The sequence below is a fragment of the Kitasatospora sp. NPDC056181 genome (genome assembly GCF_042266225.1).
Lineage (GTDB): Bacteria > Actinomycetota > Actinomycetes > Streptomycetales > Streptomycetaceae > Kitasatospora.
On record NZ_JBHJUK010000065.1, the window covers coordinates 13,225 to 31,932 of the forward strand.

General features: G+C 73.4%; 10 protein-coding genes and 1 pseudogene. All 11 read right to left on the reverse strand.

What is annotated here, in order from left to right; genetic code table 11:
• Positions 1–9: 9 nt before the first annotated feature.
• The 11 genes and pseudogenes from ACFC1F_RS23760 to ACFC1F_RS23810 all read right to left on the reverse strand — a co-directional run bounded on the left by ACFC1F_RS23760 (position 10) and on the right by ACFC1F_RS23810 (position 18,651).
• A complete protein-coding gene (locus tag ACFC1F_RS23760; RefSeq protein WP_209411383.1) occupies positions 10–1,863 on the reverse strand; it encodes an acetolactate synthase large subunit in 1,854 nt (617 codons plus the stop codon).
• A gap of 331 nt (positions 1,864–2,194) precedes the next feature.
• Entirely contained in the window at positions 2,195–5,125 is a 2,931-nt protein-coding gene (locus tag ACFC1F_RS23765; RefSeq protein ID WP_376161098.1) for a putative bifunctional diguanylate cyclase/phosphodiesterase, read from the reverse strand.
• Positions 5,126–5,595: 470 nt separating this feature from the next.
• Positions 5,596–8,643: an AAA family ATPase gene (locus tag ACFC1F_RS23770; RefSeq protein ID WP_376161070.1), complete on the reverse strand. Its 3,048-nt coding sequence runs from the start codon at positions 8,641–8,643 to the stop codon at positions 5,596–5,598.
• Between the two features lie 131 nt (positions 8,644–8,774).
• Positions 8,775–8,930 (reverse strand): hypothetical protein, encoded by a 156-nt coding sequence (locus ACFC1F_RS23775; RefSeq protein WP_376161072.1) that lies wholly within the window; start codon positions 8,928–8,930, stop codon positions 8,775–8,777.
• Positions 8,931–9,248: 318 nt separating this feature from the next.
• Positions 9,249–10,760: an Asp-tRNA(Asn)/Glu-tRNA(Gln) amidotransferase subunit GatB gene (gene gatB, locus ACFC1F_RS23780; RefSeq protein ID WP_148642825.1), complete on the reverse strand. Its 1,512-nt coding sequence runs from the start codon at positions 10,758–10,760 to the stop codon at positions 9,249–9,251.
• A gap of 75 nt (positions 10,761–10,835) precedes the next feature.
• Positions 10,836–11,075, reverse strand: a complete 240-nt coding sequence (locus ACFC1F_RS23785; protein WP_209411380.1) for a hypothetical protein — start codon at positions 11,073–11,075, stop codon at positions 10,836–10,838.
• Positions 11,072–12,565, reverse strand: coding sequence for an Asp-tRNA(Asn)/Glu-tRNA(Gln) amidotransferase subunit GatA (gene gatA, locus ACFC1F_RS23790; protein WP_376161074.1), 1,494 nt, complete (start codon positions 12,563–12,565; stop codon positions 11,072–11,074). Before gatA ends, ACFC1F_RS23785 begins: the two co-directional genes overlap by 4 nt.
• A gap of 5 nt (positions 12,566–12,570) precedes the next feature.
• Complete coding sequence (gene gatC / locus ACFC1F_RS23795) at positions 12,571–12,867, reverse strand: Asp-tRNA(Asn)/Glu-tRNA(Gln) amidotransferase subunit GatC (protein ID WP_035845952.1); 297 nt, start codon at positions 12,865–12,867, stop codon at positions 12,571–12,573.
• A 459-nt stretch (positions 12,868–13,326) separates the two neighbouring features.
• A pseudogene (locus ACFC1F_RS23800) lies at positions 13,327–14,895 on the reverse strand (putative bifunctional diguanylate cyclase/phosphodiesterase); the annotation flags it as partial.
• 373 nt (positions 14,896–15,268) lie between these two features.
• Entirely contained in the window at positions 15,269–17,617 is a 2,349-nt protein-coding gene (ligA, locus tag ACFC1F_RS23805) for an NAD-dependent DNA ligase LigA (RefSeq protein WP_376161100.1), read from the reverse strand.
• A 23-nt stretch (positions 17,618–17,640) separates the two neighbouring features.
• Positions 17,641–18,651: a methionine synthase gene (locus ACFC1F_RS23810; protein WP_376161076.1), complete on the reverse strand. Its 1,011-nt coding sequence runs from the start codon at positions 18,649–18,651 to the stop codon at positions 17,641–17,643.
• Positions 18,652–18,708 lie beyond the last annotated feature (57 nt).

Consider the following 18,708-nt stretch of genomic DNA (forward strand, 5'->3'; position numbering starts at 1 on the left):
AGGTCGGGGTCAGTCGGTGTCGTCGCCGAAGTCGGGCCGGACGCCCTTGGCGAACTGGATCTCGTCGTTGCTGGTGCCGGCCGCCACCATCGGCCAGACCATGGCGTCCTGGTGGACGATGAAGTCGATGACGACCGGGCGGTCGTTGATCTCCATCGCCTGCTTGATCACCGCGTCCAGGTCCTCCGGGCGCTCGCAGCGCAGGCCGACGCAGCCCATCGCCTCGGAGAGCAGCACGAAGTCGGGGATCCGGGTGCCCTGGGCCGGCGGCTCGATGCCGTCGTGGCCGGGGCCCGAGTGCAGCACGGTGTTGGAGTACCGCTGGTTGTAGAAGAGGGTCTGCCACTGGCGGACCATGCCCAGCGAGCCGTTGTTGATGACCGCGACCTTGATCGGGATGTCGTTCAGGGCGCAGGTGACCAGCTCCTGGTTGGTCATCTGGAAGCAGCCGTCACCGTCGATCGCCCAGACCGACGTCTCCGGGCGGCCCGCCTTGGCCCCCATGGCGGCCGGGACGGCGTAGCCCATGGTGCCCGCGCCGCCCGAGTTCAGCCAGGTGGCCGGCTTCTCGAACTGGATGAACTGCGAGCTCCACATCTGGTGCTGGCCGACGCCCGCGGCGTAGATCGCGTCCGGGCCGACCAGCTGGCCGATCCGCTCGATGACCTGCTGCGGGGAGAGCTGCCCGGCCGGGGCCGGCTCGTAGCCCAGCGGGTAGGTCTTCTTCCACTCGTTGAGCTTGACCCACCAGTCCACGTAGTCGCTCTTGTGGCCGGCGTCGAACTCGGCCTGGACGGCGACGATGAGGTCGGCCAGCACCTCGCGGGCGTCACCGACGATCGGCACGTCGGCCGGGCGGTTCTTGCCGATCTCGGCCGGGTCGATGTCGGCGTGGACGATCTTGGCGTACGGGGCGAAGCTGTCCAGCCGGCCGGTGACGCGGTCGTCGAAGCGGGCGCCGAGGGTGAACAGCAGGTCCGACTTCTGCAGCGCGGTGACGGCCGGGACGGAGCCGTGCATGCCGGGCATGCCGAGGTGCTGCGGGTGGCTGTCGGGGAAGGCGCCGAGCGCCATCAGGGTGGTGACCACCGGGGCGCCGGTCAGCTCGGCGAGGATCCGCAGCTCGGCCGTGGCGTTCGCCTTGATCACGCCGCCGCCGACGTACAGCACCGGGCGCTTGGCGCCGACCAGCATCTTCGCGGCCTCGCGGATCTGCTTGGCGTGCGGCTTGGTCACCGGGCGGTAGCCGGGCAGCGAGGTCTCGGCCGGCCAGCGGAAGGTGGTGGTGGCCTGCAGCGCGTCCTTGGCGATGTCGACCAGGACGGGGCCGGGCCGGCCGGTGGCGGCGATGTGGAACGCCTCGGTGATCACCCGGGGGATCTCGGCCGGGTCGGTGACCAGGAAGTTGTGCTTGGTGATCGGCATCGTGATGCCGCAGATGTCCGCCTCCTGGAAGGCGTCGGTGCCGATCGCCTTGGAGGCGACCTGGCCGGTGATGGCCACCATCGGCACCGAGTCCATGTAGGCGTCGGCGATCGGGGTCACCAGGTTGGTCGCACCGGGGCCGGAGGTGGCCATGCAGACGCCGACCTTGCCGGTGGCCTGGGCGTAGCCGGTGGCGGCGTGGCCGGCGCCCTGCTCGTGGCGGACCAGGATGTGACGCACCTTGGTCGAGTCCATCAGCGGGTCGTACGCGGGAAGGATGGCCCCGCCCGGGATGCCGAAGACGGTGTCCGCGCCCACGGCCTCCAGCGAGCGGATGAGCGACTGGGCGCCGGTCATGGTCTCGACGACGTGCTGGGGAGCGGGAGCGTGGGCGGCCGGGGTGTCCCCGCGGCGGGGGGATGCGGCGTGCTCAGTCATCTGCCTGTCTCTTCTCGGTTTTTGCCGGCCCGGGTGGTTGCGGGCCCCGGTCTGTCGAGGGTGGGGTCCCGGGGGTCGGGCCGATCGCCGGCTCTGCCCCAATCGTCCCCCTTTTCCCGGTGGATCGGGGTGGTCGGGGGCGGCCGGGGCCAGTGGTCTTGCGGAGTGGAACAGTGTCAGTGCAACAAAAAACCCCTCGTGCCTAGGGCATGCGAGGGGTGGCGCGTCGGTCTCTCACGAGTCGGGCATGGCCCGCTCAGCCGACGCGCCCGCCAAGTACGAGAATTCGGGTGCGCATGGCAACGACCTTCCTCCCGTGCGGGGCCGACTGTCAAGCAGGTGGGATGACAGTCTCGCCATGCGGACCATGCCCCGGACCGGCCACCGCGCGGTGTTCGGGCAGGTCGGAGCCGCCGTGGTGATGTACGACACGCCCCGCCGCGGACTCCCCGCAGCCACTCGTACGGGTGTCCGCGGCGAGGTGCGCGCGGCGGGCCGAGAGCGAGCCGAGCGGTCTCGGCAGCGGGTAGACCCGGCGGACCAGCGCGCGGCGCAGCCGGGTCTCGTCCAGGGGCGGTGCGAAGGCCGAACCCTGGCCCTGCCGGCAGCCCAACTCCTGGAGCACGGAGACCTGGCGCGGCAGGTCCACCCCCTCGGCGGCGGTCACCAGGCCGAGGTCGCGGCCGAGCCGCAGGGCGTGCCCGGCGAGCGTCCGGCCGAGCCCCGACTCGCCGAGGTCCTGGACCAGCGTGCGGTCCAGCTTGAGCCCGTCGAACGGCAGCCGGCCCAGCGCGCCGAGCGAGCCGTGGCCGGCCCCGAAGCCGGCCAGGGCGGTGGAGACGCCGAGCCTGCGCAGCGCGGCCAGCCGACGGCCGAGCTCGTCGGCCAGCGCGTCCGGGCCCGTCCTGGCGACCTCGACCACCAGCTGGCCGGCCGGCAGCCCGCTGTCCCGCAGCGCGGCGACCACGGCCTCGTACATGCCGGGCGAGCAGAGCCGTTCGGCCGACAACCGGACCGAGACCGGCACGGGCGGCGGCGCCGAACGGGTCCTGGCCGGCAGCCCGCGCCGCAGCGCCGCGGCGGTCACCGCCTCGTGGACGAGCCAGCGGGAGAACCGGGCGGCCGCGTCGCCGTGCTCCGCGGAGCGCAGGAACTCGGCGGGGGTGAGCAGCAGCCCCTGGGCCGAGCGCCAGCGGGCCTGGGCCTCGACGCCGGTGACGGAGCCGGACAGGAGGTCCACCACGGGCTGGTGCAGCAGCGTGAAGCCGCCCTCCCGGACGGCGACCCGCAGCCGCTCCTCCAGCTCCGAGCGGCGCTCCAGGTCGGCCCGCATGGCCGGGGTGTAGAGCACCACCCGGCCCTTGCCCTCGGACTTCGCCCGGTACATCGCGAGGTCGGCGTTGCGCATCAGCTCGTCGGCGGCGGCCCTGGGGTCGGCGGCGGGGCCGCGCTCGGGGGTACCGAAGGCGATGCCGATGCTGGCCGCGACGGCGAGTTCGGCGCCGCCGATCCAGTAGGGCTCGGAGAGCGCGACCCGCAACCGCTCGGCGAGCTCCTGGACCTGGAGCCGGCCGAGCGGGCCGCAGACCAGCGCGGCGAACTCGTCCCCGCCGAACCGGGCGACGGTGTCCCCGCAGCGCACGGCGCCCTGGAGGCGGCGGGCCGCCTGGACGAGCAGCTCGTCGCCGACCTGGTGGCCGGCGCTGTCGTTGACCGCCTTGAAGCCGTCCAGGTCGAGGAAGAGCACCGCGACCCCGGCGCCGGCCCCGCCCTGCTGTCCGCGCGTGGCGAGGGCCCCGCGCAGCCGCTGCGCGAAGAGCGCCCGGTTGGGCAGGTCGGTGAGCGGGTCATGGGAGGCGTTGTGCTGCAACTGGGCCTGGAGTATCACGCGTTCGGTGACGTCCCGGCTGTTCAGGATCAGGCCGTCGCGGTACCGGTTGACGGTCGACTCGACGTGCAGCCACTCACCGCCGCCGGAGCTGATCCGGCACTCCACCCGGGCCGCCGACGGCTCGGCGGCGGTGCCCGACGAGCGGTGCGCCAGCAGCCGGCCGCGGGCCAGGAAGCGGCGCACCTCCAGCAGTACGCGGTCCACGTCCTCGGGGTGGACGAGGTCCAGCAGGTTGCCGCCGACCAGCTCCTCCGGGTCCCGCCCGTAGACGCCGAGCGCGGCCGGGGACACGTAGGAGAGCACGCCGTTGGCGCCGGCGATCATGATGACGTCGCTGGAGCCCTGCACCAGGGAGCGGAAGTGCGCCTCCTTGTGGGCGAGTTCCTGCGCCAGCGAGAGGTTGTCCAGCAGCATCACGCCCTGCCGCAGGATCAGCGCCAGGCCGACGGTGCAGGCGGCGGAGGCCACCACCCGGTCCAACGGCCGCCCGCCGAGGGCGTTGTAGAGGATCCCGGCCGTACAGACCGCGGCCGCCGCGTACGGGGTGAGGGCGCTGAAGGTGGTGGCCACCCGGCGGCGCGGCAGGCCCCCGGCCGAGGGGTGCTCGCGCAGCGGGCGGCGCCAGCGCGGCGACCACGGCGCCCAGGCGAGCAGCAGGCTGCCGGCGAACCAGCCGGCGTCCAGCAGTTCCCCCGAGTGGTAGCTGTTGCGCAGTTCGGGGGAGGTGAAGAGGGCGTCGCAGAGCACGGTGACAGCCAGGCCGATCATCGCGGTGTGCACCGCGGCCCGGTTGCCGTCCCGGCCGCCGAAGCGCAGCCCGACCACCAGGCTGACCAGCAGGATGTCCAGCACCGGGTAGGCCAGGTTGAGGGCGAGGCGCAGCGGGGAGCCGTCCTCCCCGGCGGCGATCCGGCCGAGCGCGAGGCTCCAGCTGAGGGTGAACAGCGAGCCGGCCACCAGCCAGCCGTCGAGCAGCAGGCAGAGCCAGCCGGCGGCGCTGCGCGGGCGCTGGGCGAGGACGAGCACGCCGGTGATGGCGAGCGGGGCGAAGAGCAGGAAGGCGTACTCGGCGAGCGAGTCCTGCGGCAGCGGGGTGCGCTCGACCAGCTCGTACCAGCCCCAGGTGCCGTTGCCGAAGGCGACCATGAGCGAGGAGAGGCCGAACAGCAGCCAGGCCGGGCGGGCGTGGCCGCCGACCGCGCAGCCGTAGGCGAGGCAGGACAGCGCGGCCGCGAGGGCGGCCGCGGCCAGGCCGAAGTCGCCCATGAAGATCGCCAGTTGGCGGGATCCCCAGCCGGAGGCCGCGCCGGTCGCATAGGCCACGCAGAGGACGCCGAGGGCTGCGCCGGGCAGGCCACGGCTGTGGAGCATCCGGCAGACCGGGCCGCGCCCGGTACACCGGGGCGTGTCGGCGTCCGGCGCGCCCGGCCGTCCGGCTCCGGGCAGCACCGCATCGGTGGAGCTCACTCGGCCTCTCCCCCTCCGACCCGGGGCGTTGCGCCCCGGCCACGGGCCACCGGCCGCGCACCTGGTGGCCGTACGCGGTGACCTGGCGCCCCGTCAGGGCGGTGGCCCAGGGGGTGGACGGCCTGTCGGCCGACGCACCGCACCGATGTTCCCGGTCGGGACCCTACACCACTTCGGTCACTCAATGACACGCACACTCAACTTAGAGTAATGGCGCGGGGGTGGGGAATTGCACCCGAATCTGCCAGAACGGGCCGGTTGGCGGGGGCGTGCGGCGAGGGGCTCACGCGGCGCGCACAGGAGCACGCGGAGGCGCCCGCCTACCGGGGACCGGTCGGACCGGTACGGTCGGCGGGCGCGGACGGCGGCCCGGCTCAGCGGCCGGCGGGCGCCAGGTCCTCCGGGAAGAGCCGCAACCGGTGGGCCAGCGCGCCGGCCTCGCCCCGGCCGGCCACCGCGAGCTTGCCGAGGATGTTGGAGACGTGGACGCTCGCGGTCTTCGGGGAGATGTACAGCTCCTCCGCGATCTGCCGGTTGGTACGGCCCCGGGCGAGCAACCGGAGCACGTCCCGCTCACGGGGGGTGAGGCCGAAGGAGTCTCCCCCCGACGGCGGAGCGGCGGGGACGGGGGCACCCGCCCCGGCGCGCCCGGAGAGCGCCAGGCCCGCCCGCTCGGCCAGCGCCGTGACCTCGGCGAGCAGCGCGGTGTCGGAGCGCGCCCCGGCCAGCTTCCGCGCCTCGCGCAGCAGTTCGGCGCCCGCCTCGCGGTGCCCGGCCAGCACCTCGGCCTCGCCGGCCCGCAGCAGCGCCGCCGCCAGCGGGCCCGGCAGCCCGGCCGGCCGCAGCGCCTCGACGGCGGCGGTCCACTGCGCCGGGGTGTCCCGGTCCTCGGCCCGGGCCAGTTCGGCCTCCAGCAGCCGCGCCCAGCCGTGGTGGAGCGACGCCTTGGGGGTCAGCAGGGCGGCCACCGCGGCGATCTTCGCCAGCACCTCGGCGCGGCCCGGCCCGGCCTCCGGCAGGCCCCGGCTGTCGGCCTCGGCCGCGGCGCCGTCCACCAGCAGCGGGTAGAGCGCGGCCTCGTTCCCGGCGGGGATCGGGTTGTCGATCACGGCGAGCAGCTCGGCCCGGGCCTCCAGCAGGCGCCCGCTGCGGGCGGCGATCAGCACCGCGAGCCGGGAGATCGGCACGGAGTGCTGGAACTGGCAGACCCGGTCCGAGGCCCGGGCCTGGGCCAGCATGCCGGCCGCCGAGGGGAGGTCCCCGCTCATCAGGGCCAGCTCGCCCCGCAACCGGTCGAGGAACTCCGCGTGGCTGCCCGGCTGCTGGGTCCGCTCGGCGCCGGCCAGCGCCTCGGCCGCCTCCTCGGTCCGGCCGAGGTCCATCAGCGCCTCGGCGAGGTTGCCGACCAGCAGGGTGCCGATGTTGCGCAGCAGGCCGTTGCCGTCGGCGGTCTCCAGCCCCTCGCGGGCCAGCACCACGGCCTCCTCCGCGCGGCCGAGCGACTGCAGCAGGCTGGCCAGGTTGTTGAGCCCGCGGAGCATGAGGTCCGGCACACCGAGCTCGCGGGTGGCGGCGACCGCCGCGGACAGCTCCGCGACGGCGGCCTCGGGGTCGTTCCCCAGGTCGTTGCGCAGGGTGCCGAGCGTCATCCGGGCGTGCTGCTCGACGGCGTGCGCCCCGACCTCACGGGCGATCGCCGCCGCCCGCTCGGCGAGCTCGACGCTCTCACCGGTGGGGCTGTTCAGCATGGCGATGCCCGCGCTCAGCGCGAACACCTCGGCCTGGACCGCGGACGGCGGCAGCTGCTCGACCAGCCGCCGGGCGTAGGCCGCCTCGTCCTGGTCCTTGGACCGGTTGAGGTGGCCGAACATCCGGGCCCGGTTCATCCGGAACCAGGCGGCGCGGGCCGGGTCCTTGGTCTCGTCGACCAGCTTCAGCGCCCGCCGGGAGAGGCTCAGGCCGCGCTCGCGGTCACCGCTGCGCCGGGCCGCGACCACCGCCTCCGCGAGCACGTCGACCAGTTGCAGCCGCTCGGGGTCGTGCGTCACCACGTCGCAGGAGCACGGCGGGTAGGTCTCGGCCCAGTCGTACGGGCGCAGGGTGTGCGCCAGCACCTCCTCGGAGACCTGGTCCCACAGCTCCAGGGCGCGTTCCAGCATCCGCAGTTGCTCGGCGAAGGCGTTGCGCCGGCGGGCGGCCCGGGCGGCGTCCAGGGCGCTCGGCAGGGCGCGGGCCGGATCGTGCGCGTGGTACCAGTAGTTGGCCAGCCTGGCCGGGCGGACGTCACTGCCGACCAGGTGCGGCTGCGCCTCCAGCGCGGTGGCGAAGCGGCGGTTGATCCGGTGCCGCTCGCCGGGGAGCAGGTCGTCCGAGACGGCCTCACGGACCAGGGCGTGCCGGAACCGGTAGCCGTCGCCGTCGGTGTCCGGGCGCAGGATGTTGGCGCCGACGGCCGCGCGCAGCGACTCGATCAGCTCCTCCTCGTCGTCCAGCACGGCCGCCAGGAGCGCGTGTTCGACGTAGGAGCCGCCCTCGGCGGCGATCCGCAGCACCCGCTGGGTCTCCTCGTCCAGCGCCTCGACGCGGACCAGCAGGATGTCCCGCAGCGAGTCGGTGAGCCCGGCCGAACAGCCGTCCTGGAAGGCGGTCGCGAGCTCCTCGACGAAGAACGGGTTGCCCTCCGAGCGACGGTGGATCCGGTCGACCAGCTGCCGGTCCGGGTCGGCGGTGCCGAGGATGCCGGCCAGCTGCGCGGCGACCTCGCCCGGGCCGAACCGCTCCAGCTCCATCCGCTGCACGGTGCGCAGCCGTTCCAGCTCGGCCAGGAACGGCCGCAGCGGGTGCCGCCGGTGCAGGTCGTCGGTGCGGTAGGTGGCCACCAGCAGGACGCGGGCCCGGTGCAGCGTGCGGACCAGGTAGGCGAGCAGCTCGCGGGTGGAGCGGTCGGACCAGTGCAGGTCCTCGACGGCGAGGACGAGGGTACGGTCCGTGCCGAGCCGCTCGAACAGCCTCGCGGTGTGCTCGAACAGCCGGGCCCGGCCGTACTCGTCGTTGGGTTCGCCGTCGGCCTCGCCGAAGTCGGGCAGCAGCCGGGCGAGATGACCCTCCATGCCGGCGGCGGCCACCTCCAGCTCGGTGCCCAGACCGCGGTGCAGCCGGCGCAGCGCGGAGGACAGGGGCGCGTACGGCAGGCCCTCGGCGCCGACCTCCAGACAGCCGCCGACGGTGGTCACCACTCCCCCGCCGTCGGCGGCGGCCCGGGCGAGGAACTCCTCCAGCAGCCGGGTCTTGCCGACGCCGGCCTCGCCGCCGACCAGCACGGTCTGCGGGCTGCCGGAGCCGGCCCGCTTCAGAGCGTCCGTCAGCTCGGTGATCTCCGTTCCACGGCCGACGAAGACGGGACTCACCGATATCTGCTGCATGGAGGCGAGCATGCCATAAGCCGATCCGCCCGGCCGAGGGGTTATCCCATCCTCCGGATGCCCGGAAGGGGAGGCGCTGGATCGCGCCTCCCCTTCCTCGTCCGCCCCGGCCGCTGCCGGGTGCCGGCCCGTCAGCACTCGTTCAGACGCGCGGCGCGCCGGTCGGCACGGGTGGTGACCAGGCGGCGCAGCCCCCGGCCGGCCTTGGCCTCACGGACCAGACGCTGGTGGTCGGCCTGGGCGTGGAGTTCCCGCACCTGCTGCTGGATGAGCTCGTACTCGATCACGGTGTTTCCCCTCGTGGTGGTCTCTCGTTCTGAGGTAAAGACTCCTCTCCCAGGGGGGTGCACCACATCGGCAGCCTGCCGCATCTTCCGGGGGCCGATCGCCTTAGGCGGGGCCCCGGAAACGACGAAGGCCCGGATTCACCCCCACTTACAAGGGTGAATCCGGGCCTTAGACCGCACTAAGGCACCTTAGAAGGCCTTAGACGCCTTAGAACCTTAGGCGACTGGCACCGCAGAGAGGCGCTTACCGTCCTCCCACGCCGAGGCGCTGCAGACCGTGCTTACTGACCTTCCACGCCGAGGCGCTGCAGACCGTGCCTACTGACCTTCCACGCCGAGGCGCTGCAGGATGAGGTCCTTCACGCGGGCCGCGTCGGCCTGGCCGCGGGTGGCCTTCATGACCGCGCCGACCAGCGCGCCCACCGCGGCGACCTTGCCGTCGCGGATCTTGGCGGCGATCGCCTCGTTGCCGGCGATGGCCTCGTCGACGGCGGCACCGAGCGCGGAGTCGTCCGAGACGACGGCCAGGCCGCGCTTCTCGACGACCTCGTCCGGCTCGCCCTCGCCGGCCAGCACGGCCTCGATGACCTGGCGGGCCAGCTTGTCGTTCAGCTTGCCCTCGGCGACCAGCGCGGTGACCCGGGCGACCTGCGCCGGGGTGATCGGCTGCTCGCTCAGCTCGGTGCCGGTCTCGTTGGCGCGGCGGGCCAGCTCGCCCATCCACCACTTGCGGGCCTGGTCGGCCGGCGCACCGGCGGCGATGGTCTCCTGGATCGGCTCGACCGCACCGGCGTTCAGCACCGACTGCATGTCCTTGTCCGACAGGCCCCACTCGGCCTGGAGCCGGGCACGGCGCACGCGCGGCAGCTCGGGCAGCCCCGCCCGCAGCTCCTCGACCCACTCGCGCGAGGGCGCGATCGGGACGAGGTCCGGCTCGGGGAAGTAGCGGTAGTCCTCGGCGTTGTCCTTGATCCGGCCCGAGGTGGTGCTGCCGTCGTCCTCGTGGAAGTGCCGGGTCTCCTGGACGATCGTGCCGCCGTCGGTCAGCACGGTGGCGTGCCGCTGGATCTCGAACCGGGCGGCCCGCTCCACGCTGCGCAGCGAGTTGACGTTCTTGGTCTCCGAGCGGGTGCCGAAGGTCTTCGTGCCGTTCGGGCGCAGCGACAGGTTGACGTCGCAGCGCATCTGGCCCTTGTCCATCCGGGCCTCGGAGACGCCCAGCGCCTTGATCAGCTCGCGCAGCTCGGCGACGTACGCCTTGGCGACCTCGGGGGCCCGCTCGCCGGCCCCCTCGATCGGCTTGGTGACGATCTCGATCAGCGGGATGCCGGCCCGGTTGTAGTCGAGCAGCGAGTGGGTGGCGCCGTGGATCCGGCCGGTCGCGCCGCCGACGTGGCTGGACTTGCCGGTGTCCTCCTCCATGTGGGCGCGCTCGATCTCCACGCGGAAGGTCGAGCCGTCCTCCAGCTGCACGTCGAGGTAGCCGTTGAAGGCGATCGGCTCGTCGTACTGCGAGGTCTGGAAGTTCTTCGGCATGTCCGGGTAGAAGTAGTTCTTCCGGGCGAACCGGCACCACTCGGCGATCTCGCAGTTCAGCGCCAGGCCGATCTTGACGGCCGACTCCACGCCGATCGCGTTGACCACCGGCAGCGAGCCCGGCAGGCCCAGGCAGGTCGGGCAGACCTGGCTGTTCGGCTCGGCGCCCAGCTCGGTCGAGCAACCGCAGAACATCTTGGTCTTGGTGCCCAGCTCGACGTGGACCTCAAGGCCCATCACCGGGTCGTACGACGCGAGAGCGTCCTCGTAGGAGACCAGGTTCATGACGCTCACAGCGTCCCCTTCGCTAAAAGTCTGTGGAGGTACGGGCCCGGCCGCGCACACGGGTGCGGGCCGGGCCGGGGCTGCTCAGCCCAGCAGGACGTCGTCGTCGCCGAGGCAGCGCAGTTCGCGCACGAGCAGGGCCGTGCCGGTGATCAGGGCGGCGGCGCCGACCAGGGCGTTGACCAGCTTCAGCGTGTCGTTCTCGGTGCGGGCCTTCTTGACGTCCTTGTACACGGAGATGGCGCCGAAGGCGCTGGTCCCGATGGACAGCCACAGGCCGGGCTTGCTGTGCTTGAAGCCCTTGGCCTTCTCGATCTTGCTCACAGTGCCGGTGCCTCCTCCAGCAGGGGGTGCCCCCACTTGTCGTTGAGCGCGGCCTCGACGGCGCCGCCCACGCGGTACAGGCGGTCGTCCGCCATCGCGGGTGCGATGATCTGCAGGCCGACCGGGAGATTGTCCTCCGGGGCCAGACCGCAGGGCAGCGACATGGCCGCGTTGCCCGCGAGGTTCGACGGAATCGTGCACAGGTCGGCCAGGTACATCGCCATCGGGTCGTCGGCGCGCTCGCCGATCGGGAAGGCGGTGGTCGGCGTGGTCGGCGAGATCAGCACGTCCACGCCGGCGAAGGCCGCGTCGAAGTCGCGCGAGATGAGCGTGCGGACCTTCTGGGCCGAGCCGTAGTAGGCGTCGTAGTAGCCCGAGGAGAGGGCGTAGGTGCCGAGGATGATGCGGCGCTTCACCTCGGGGCCGAAGCCGGCCTCACGGGTGAGGGCGGTGACGTCCTCGGCCGAGCGGGTGCCGTCGTCGCCGACCCGCAGGCCGTAGCGCATCGCGTCGAAGCGGGCCAGGTTGGACGAGGCCTCGCTGGGCGCGATCAGGTAGTACGCCGGCAGCGCCAGGGTGAACGACGGGCAGGAGACCTCGACGACCTCGGCGCCCAGCTCGCGCAGCAGTTCCACGGACTCGTTGAACCGCTGCATCACGCCGGCCTGGTAGCCCTCGCCGGCGAACTCCTTGACCACGCCGATCCGCATGCCGCGGACGTCGCGCAGCTTCGCCGCCTCGACCACGGCCGGGACCGGCGCGTCGATCGAGGTGGAGTCCAGCGGGTCGTGGCCGGCGATGGCCTCGTGCAGCAGCGCCGCGTCCAGCACGGTGCGGGCGCACGGGCCGCCCTGGTCGAGGCTGCTGGAGAACGCCACCAGGCCGTAGCGGGAGACCGTGCCGTAGGTCGGCTTCACGCCGACGGTGCCGGTGACGGCGCCCGGCTGGCGGATCGAGCCGCCGGTGTCGGTGCCGATCGCCAGCGGGGCCTCGAAGGCGGCCAGCGCGGCGGCCGAACCACCGCCGGAGCCGCCGGGGATCCGGGTGAGGTCCCACGGGTTGCCGGTGACGCCGAAGGCGGAGTTCTCGGTGGAGGAGCCCATCGCGAACTCGTCCATGTTGGTCTTGCCGAGGATGACGACGCCGGCGTCCTTGAGACGCGTGGTCAGCGTGGCGTCGTACGGCGGGATCCAGCCTTCGAGGATCTTCGAGCCGCAGGTGGTCGGCACGCCCTTGGTGGTGAAGACGTCCTTCAGCGCCAGCGGGACGCCGGCCAGCGGGCCGAGCTCCTCGCCCTTGGCGCGCTTCTCGTCCACGGCCTTGGCGGCGCTCAGCGCGCCCTCGGCGTCGACGTGCAGGAAGGCGTTGACCTTCTTGTCGACGGCCCCGATGCGGTCCAGGTGCGCCTGGGCGACCTCGACGGCGGAGACCTCGCCCTTGGCGATGGCGCCCGCGGTCTCGGCGGCGGTGTAGCGGATCAGGTCGGTCATCTCGGTCAGTCCTCCCCGAGGATCTGGGGAACGCGGAAACGCTGCTCCTCGGCGGCCGGGGCACCGGCCAGGGCCTGCTCCGGGGTGAGCGACGGCCGCACCTCGTCCGCGCGCATGACGTTGGTCAGCGGGAGCGGGTGGGAGGTCGGCGGGACGTCCTGTCCGGCGACCTCGGAAACGCGGGCGACCGCGCCGATGATCACGTCGAGCTGCTCGGCGAAGTGGTCCAGCTCTTCGGCCTGCAACTCAAGACGCGACAGCCGAGCGAGGTGGGCGACCTCCTCGCGCGTGATGCCAGGCATGCAGCGATCCTCAGGGTGAGTTCTGGTGAGGCCCGGCGGTGCGGTGAGGCGGTGCCGGGCCCGGGCGGGAGCAGCCGGCTCGGCGCTCCCGTCCTCTTGGTCTGTGGCCCCATCCTATGGGGCGCGGCCCTGCCACCGGCCAACGAGTAACGCCGGGGCCCGGTCACTGCGGCCACGGGCGCCGGCCGGCCCGGCGTGCCGGGGGCGCCACTGCGGCCGGTTCGGGGGCTAGTTCGGCGCGCCGGGGGCCCGGATCTCCATCTGCGCGGCCTGCGCGGCCTGGATCACCGGCGGCAGGACGGACTGGCCGACCGGGCTGATCACCGGCTGGACTCCGGCCTGGATTCCGGCCTGGAGCACGGGCTGGGCGGCGGCCTGGAGGCCGGCCTGGACACCGGCCGGGAGCACCGGCGGGATCGCGGGCGCGATGGCCGGCTGGGCACCGGGCTGGAGCACCGGCGGCAGCCCCGGCTGGACGGCCGGCGGCAGCTGGGCGGCCGCGCTGAACCGTTCCACCTTCGGCGCGCCGGTGCGGTGCACCCGCAGCCAGGCGGTGGCCTGCTCGGCCGGCAGCGCCGCCGAGACCAGCCAGCCCTGGACGGCGTCCACGCCCATGCGGTGCAGCCGCTCCCAGGTCTCGTCGTCCTCGACGCCCTCGGCGACCACGGTCAGGCCGAGCGAGTGCGCCAGCTCCACCGAGCAGCGGACCACCGCCGCGTCGTGGTCGTCGGCGACCATCCGGGAGACGAAGGAACGGTCGATCTTCAGCTCGCCGACCGGCAGGCTGCGCAGCCGCACCAGCGAGGAGTGGCCGGTGCCGAAGTCGTCCAGGGACATCCCCACGCCGTAGCCGCGCAGCTCGGCCAGGGTGTCCGCGGCGCGCCGGGAGTCGTCCAGCAGCAGCCGCTCGGTGATCTCCAGCTGGAGCGCGTGGGCCGGCACCTGGTGGCGGACGAGGTGCCCGGCGACCCGCTGGGCGAAGCCCGGGTTGAGCACGTCGCGCGGCGAGACGTTCACGGCGACCTGCACCTGGAGGCCCTGTTCGCGCCAGTAGGCGAGCTGGCCGACGGCCGCCTCCAGCACGTAGTCGGTGAGCCGGGGCATCAGGCCGCTGGACTCGGCGAGGCCGACGAACTCGTCCGGCGAGACCTTGCCCTGGCCCGGCCGCTCCCAGCGCAGCAGGGCCTCCAGGCCGACCACCCGGCCGTCGAAGGCCACCTTCGGCTGGTAGTGCAGCTGCACCTCTCCGGTCTCCAGCGCCCGCCGCAGGTCGCCCAGGAGCCCGATCCGGTAGGGCGTGTCGGCGTCCTGGGTCTCGTTGTACTGCTCGACGGAGGTGCGGCCGTGCTGGGCGTGGCCCATCGCCACGTCGGCGCGGCGCAGCAGCGACTCGGCGTCCTGGGCGTGCTGCGGGTAGACGCAGACGCCGGCGCTGGCCTCCAGGACGAGCAGCAGCCCGTCCAGGCGGATCGGCGCGGCCAGCTCGGCGATCAGCGCCTTGGCGACCCGCTCCAGGGTGTCCGGGCAGCCGACGCCGGGCAGCAGGACGGCGAACTCGTCGCCGCCCATCCGGGCCACCAGCGGACGCCCGCCCCGGTAGTGCCGGGGCAGCCCGGCGAAGACGTCGTCGATCGACTCCCGGGTGGCGCTGCCCGCCGGGCCGCCGGACCGCAGCGCCCGGTGCAGCCGGCGGGCGATGTGCACGAGTAACCGGTCGCCGGCGGTGTGCCCGAGCGTGTCGTTGAGTGACCGGAACCGGTCGAGGTCCAGCAGTATCAGCCCGACGCTGTACCCCTGCTCGTGCTCGGCGATCGCCTCCTGGGCCGCCAGCAGCAGCGCCTGGCGGTTGGGCAGGTCCGTCAGCGGGTCGGTGAGCTGGTCCCGGGCCCGGTCACGGGCGATCCGCCACGCCGCGACCAGCACGGCCAGCGGCACCGCGAAGAGCGGCAGCAGCTCGGGCTCGTACCGGTAGACCAGGACGGCCAGCGGGATGAGCGGCGCGGCGCCGGCCAGCAGCACGCCGAGCAGCAGGACCGCACCCGCCACCCCCTGCGGCGGGCGTGTGGGCGCACCGCCGGTCGTACGATCCATAAGCCCTGTCCTCCGTCGGGCCCGCCCCGTCAGGCCGCCTTACGGTGAGGCACCGTGCTGGTGCCGGCAGCTGCCGGGCATGGAGCGACCCCGCGGAGACCGGCTCAGCCGGTGCCCCCACCCCTGCTGACACTCTGTTGCGCTCCAGGGTATTCCGGGGTCCACCCGGCGGGCAGACTTTCGGACAACCGGGAACACGCCACCGAGTTCGGGTGCCGCGCAGTGACACAATGCCCGCTTTCACTGTGCGGCACCCGGTGACGTTGCATCAGGACGATAACAAGACGGATTCGGCGCTTCCGCGCGCGGGTCAGCCTTCGGCCGGGGCCTCCTCCACGGGCTCCCCGGCGGCCTCCTGCCCGTCGGCCTTCTTCGCGGCCCGCTTCCGCGCGGGCGCCGCCTCCACGGGCTCCGGCTCCTCCGGCAGGCCCAGGTGGAGCCGCGCCGCCCCCGGCCCCTGGTCGAGGAGGACGGCGAAGCCCGCGTCGTCCAGCACCGGCAGTCCGAGCTGAACGGCCTTGTCGTACTTGGACCCGGGGTTGTCGCCGGCCACCACGAAGTGGGTCTTCTTCGACACCGAACCGGTCACCTTCGCTCCGCGCGAGGTCAGCGCCTCCTTGGCGCCGTCCCGGGTGTGCCCGGCCAGGGTGCCGGTGACGACGACGGTCAGGCCCTCCAGCGGGCGCTCGCCCTGCTCGTCGTCCCCGGCCTCCTCGGTGAACCGGACGCCGGCCCGACGCCACTTCTCCAGGATCTCCCGGTGCCAGTCCTCCTGGTGCCACTCCTTGATCGAGCGGGCGATGATCGGGCCGACGCCCTCGACCGCCGCCAGCTCCTCCTCGCTCGCCTCGAAGATCCTGTCCAGGTCGCGGAACTCCCGGGCCAGCTCCTGGGCGGCCACCGGGCCGACGTGGCGGATCGACAGCCCGTTGATGAACCTGGCCAGCGGGCGGTCCTTCGCCTTGCCGAGGTTGTCGAGAAGCGTCCCGAGCGACTTCTTCGCCGCGCCGGTGGTGGTGGCGAAGAAGAAGACCTCCTTCTCCTTGCCGGTCTTGTCGTCGAGCTTCGGCATGCCCGTCTTCTGGTCGCGGACCAGCACCTTGATCGGCAGCAGCTGCTCCTCGGTGAGGCCGAAGATGTCGCCCTCGTCCCTCACCGGAGCCTCGGCCGGCTCCAGCGGCTGGGTCAGCGCGGTGGCGGCGACGTAGCCGAGGCCCTCGACGTCCAGCGCCGAGCGGCCGCCGAGGAAGGCGATCCGCTCCCGGATCTGCGCCGGGCAGAACTGCGCGTTCGGACACCTGAGGTCGATGTCCCCCTCGGACATCGGCCGCAGCTCCGCGCCGCACTCGTGGCAGTGCGCGGGCATCACGAACTCCTGCTCGGTGCCGTCCCGCAGGTCGTAGACCGGGCCGAGGATCTCCGGAATGACGTCGCCGGCCTTGCGCAGCACCACGGTGTCGCCGAGCAGGACGTCCTTGGCCTTGACGACCTGCTGGTTGTGCAGCGTCGCGTACTGGACCATCGAGCCGGCCACCTTGACCGGCTCCGCCAGCACCGCGTACGGGGTGGCCCGGCCGGTGCGGCCGATGCCGACCTTGATCGCGGCGAGCTTGCCGGTGACCTCCTCCGGCGGGTACTTCCAAGCGATCGCCCAGCGCGGGGACTTGGAGGTGGCGCCGAGCCGGCCCTGGAGGGCGATCTCGTCGACCTTGACCACCACGCCGTCGATCTCGTGCTCGACCGAGTGCCGCTGCTCGCCGTACTGCCCGATGAAGGCGCGGACCTCGTCGAGGGTGGCGACCACCCGGTTGTGCCGCGCGGTGGGCAGGCCCCAGTCGTGCAGCAGCTGGTAGGCGTGCGACTGGTTGTCGATGTCGAAGCCGACCCGGGCGCCGATGCCGTGCACCACCATGTGCAGCGGCCGGGAGGCGGTGACGTGCGGGTCCTTCTGGCGCAGCGAACCGGCGGCGGCGTTGCGCGGGTTCATGAACAGCCGGATCATCGCCCGGGGCCGCCTGCCCTCCTTGGCGCGCTCCTCGTTCTCCTGCCGGCGGCGCTCGTTCTCCTCCGCGAAGGAGGCGTTGAGCGCCTCGAAGGCCTCGGTCGGGAAGTAGACCTCGCCGCGGATCTCGACCAGCTCGGGGATGTTGTCGCCCTTGAGCTGGTGCGGGATCTCCCTGATGGTGCGGACGTTGGCGGTGATGTCCTCGCCGACCCGGCCGTCGCCGCGCGTCGCGGCCTGCACCAGCTGGCCGTTCTCGTACGTCAGGTTGACGGCCAGGCCGTCCACCTTGAGCTCGCACAGGTAGTGGTAGTCGATGCCGTGCAGTTCGCCGGCGACGCGCTCGGCCCAGGCGGCGAGCTCGTCGTCGTCCATGGCGTTGTCCAGGCTGAGCAGCCGCTCGCGGTGCTCGACCGCGGCGAACAGCTCCGTCGGGGCGCCGCCCACCCGCTGGGTCGGCGACTCCGGGGTGACGAGCGCCGGGTGCTCGGCCTCCAGCCCCTCCAGCTCGCGCATCAGCGCGTCGAACTCGGCGTCGCTGACGACCGGCGCGTCCTGCTCGTAGTAGCGGGCACGGTGGTCCGTGATCTCCACCGCCAGCTCGGCGTGCCGTCTGCGCACCTCTGCCGGGACGTCCTCCCAGCCCTCGACAGCCACCACCGCAAGCCCTCCGTTACCTGTTACTCCGGGTTGTCCACCAGGCTCTGCGCCGCCCGCGCGCTGAGCGACAACGCCTGGCGCGCGTACGCCGGGGAGGCCCCGGCCAGCCCGCAGGCGGGTGTCACCAGCACGCGGCGGCCGAGCAGCTCCGGGGCGAACCCGAGCCTGCGCCACAACGTCCTGACACCCTGGACACTACCGGCCGGGTCCGACACCGCCTGGTCAGTGGCGGGGACGACACCCGCGAGGATCGCGGTGCCGCCCTCGACCGCCTCGCCGAGGTCGTCGTCCATCCGGTCCGTCAGGAGCGAGAAGTCCAGCGAGATCCCGGCCACCCCGGCCCGGCGCAGCAGGGGAATCGGCACGTTCGGCGCGCAGGAGTGCACGATCACCGGCGCGTCCAGGGTGCGGACCAGCTCGCGCAGGGTCTCCTCGGCGACCTGCCGGTCCACCGCGCGCAGCCGCTGGAAGCCGCTGGCCGTCTTCACCGCGCCGGCCAGCACGGCGGGCAGCGAGGGCTCGTCGAGCTGGAGCACCACCTCCGCGCCGGGGATCCGCCTGCGGACGTCGGCGAGGTGGCGGCGCAGGCCCTCGGTGAGCGAGCCGGCGATGTCACGGCAGGCCCCGGGGTCGGCGAGCGCCTTCTCGCCGTGCTTCAGCTCGATCGTGGCGGCCAGCGTCCACGGCCCGACCGCCTGCACCTTGAGCGCGCCCCGGTAGCCCTGGGTGTACTCCTCCAGGGCGTCCAGGTCCTCGCGGAGCCAGGAGTGGGCGCGCCGGGTGTCCCGGCCAGGGTGGTCGGTGAAGCGCCAGCCGCTCGGCTCGGTCTGGGCGAACAGCTCGACCAGCAGGCCGGCCCCGCGCCCGATCATGTCGGCGCCCGGTCCGCGCGCCGGCAGCTCCGGGAGGAACGGCAGGTGCTCCAGCGCCCCGGTGGCCGTCCTGGCGGCCTCCCGCGCGTCGGTGCCGGGCAGCGAGCCGACGCCGGTGGCGGCGCCGGTCAGGTCGGGGAAGGGGTGTCCGTTGCTCACCCGTCCGAGCCTAGTGCGCCGGGCGGGTGCGGCCCGCACACGGGCGCGGCCCCGGTG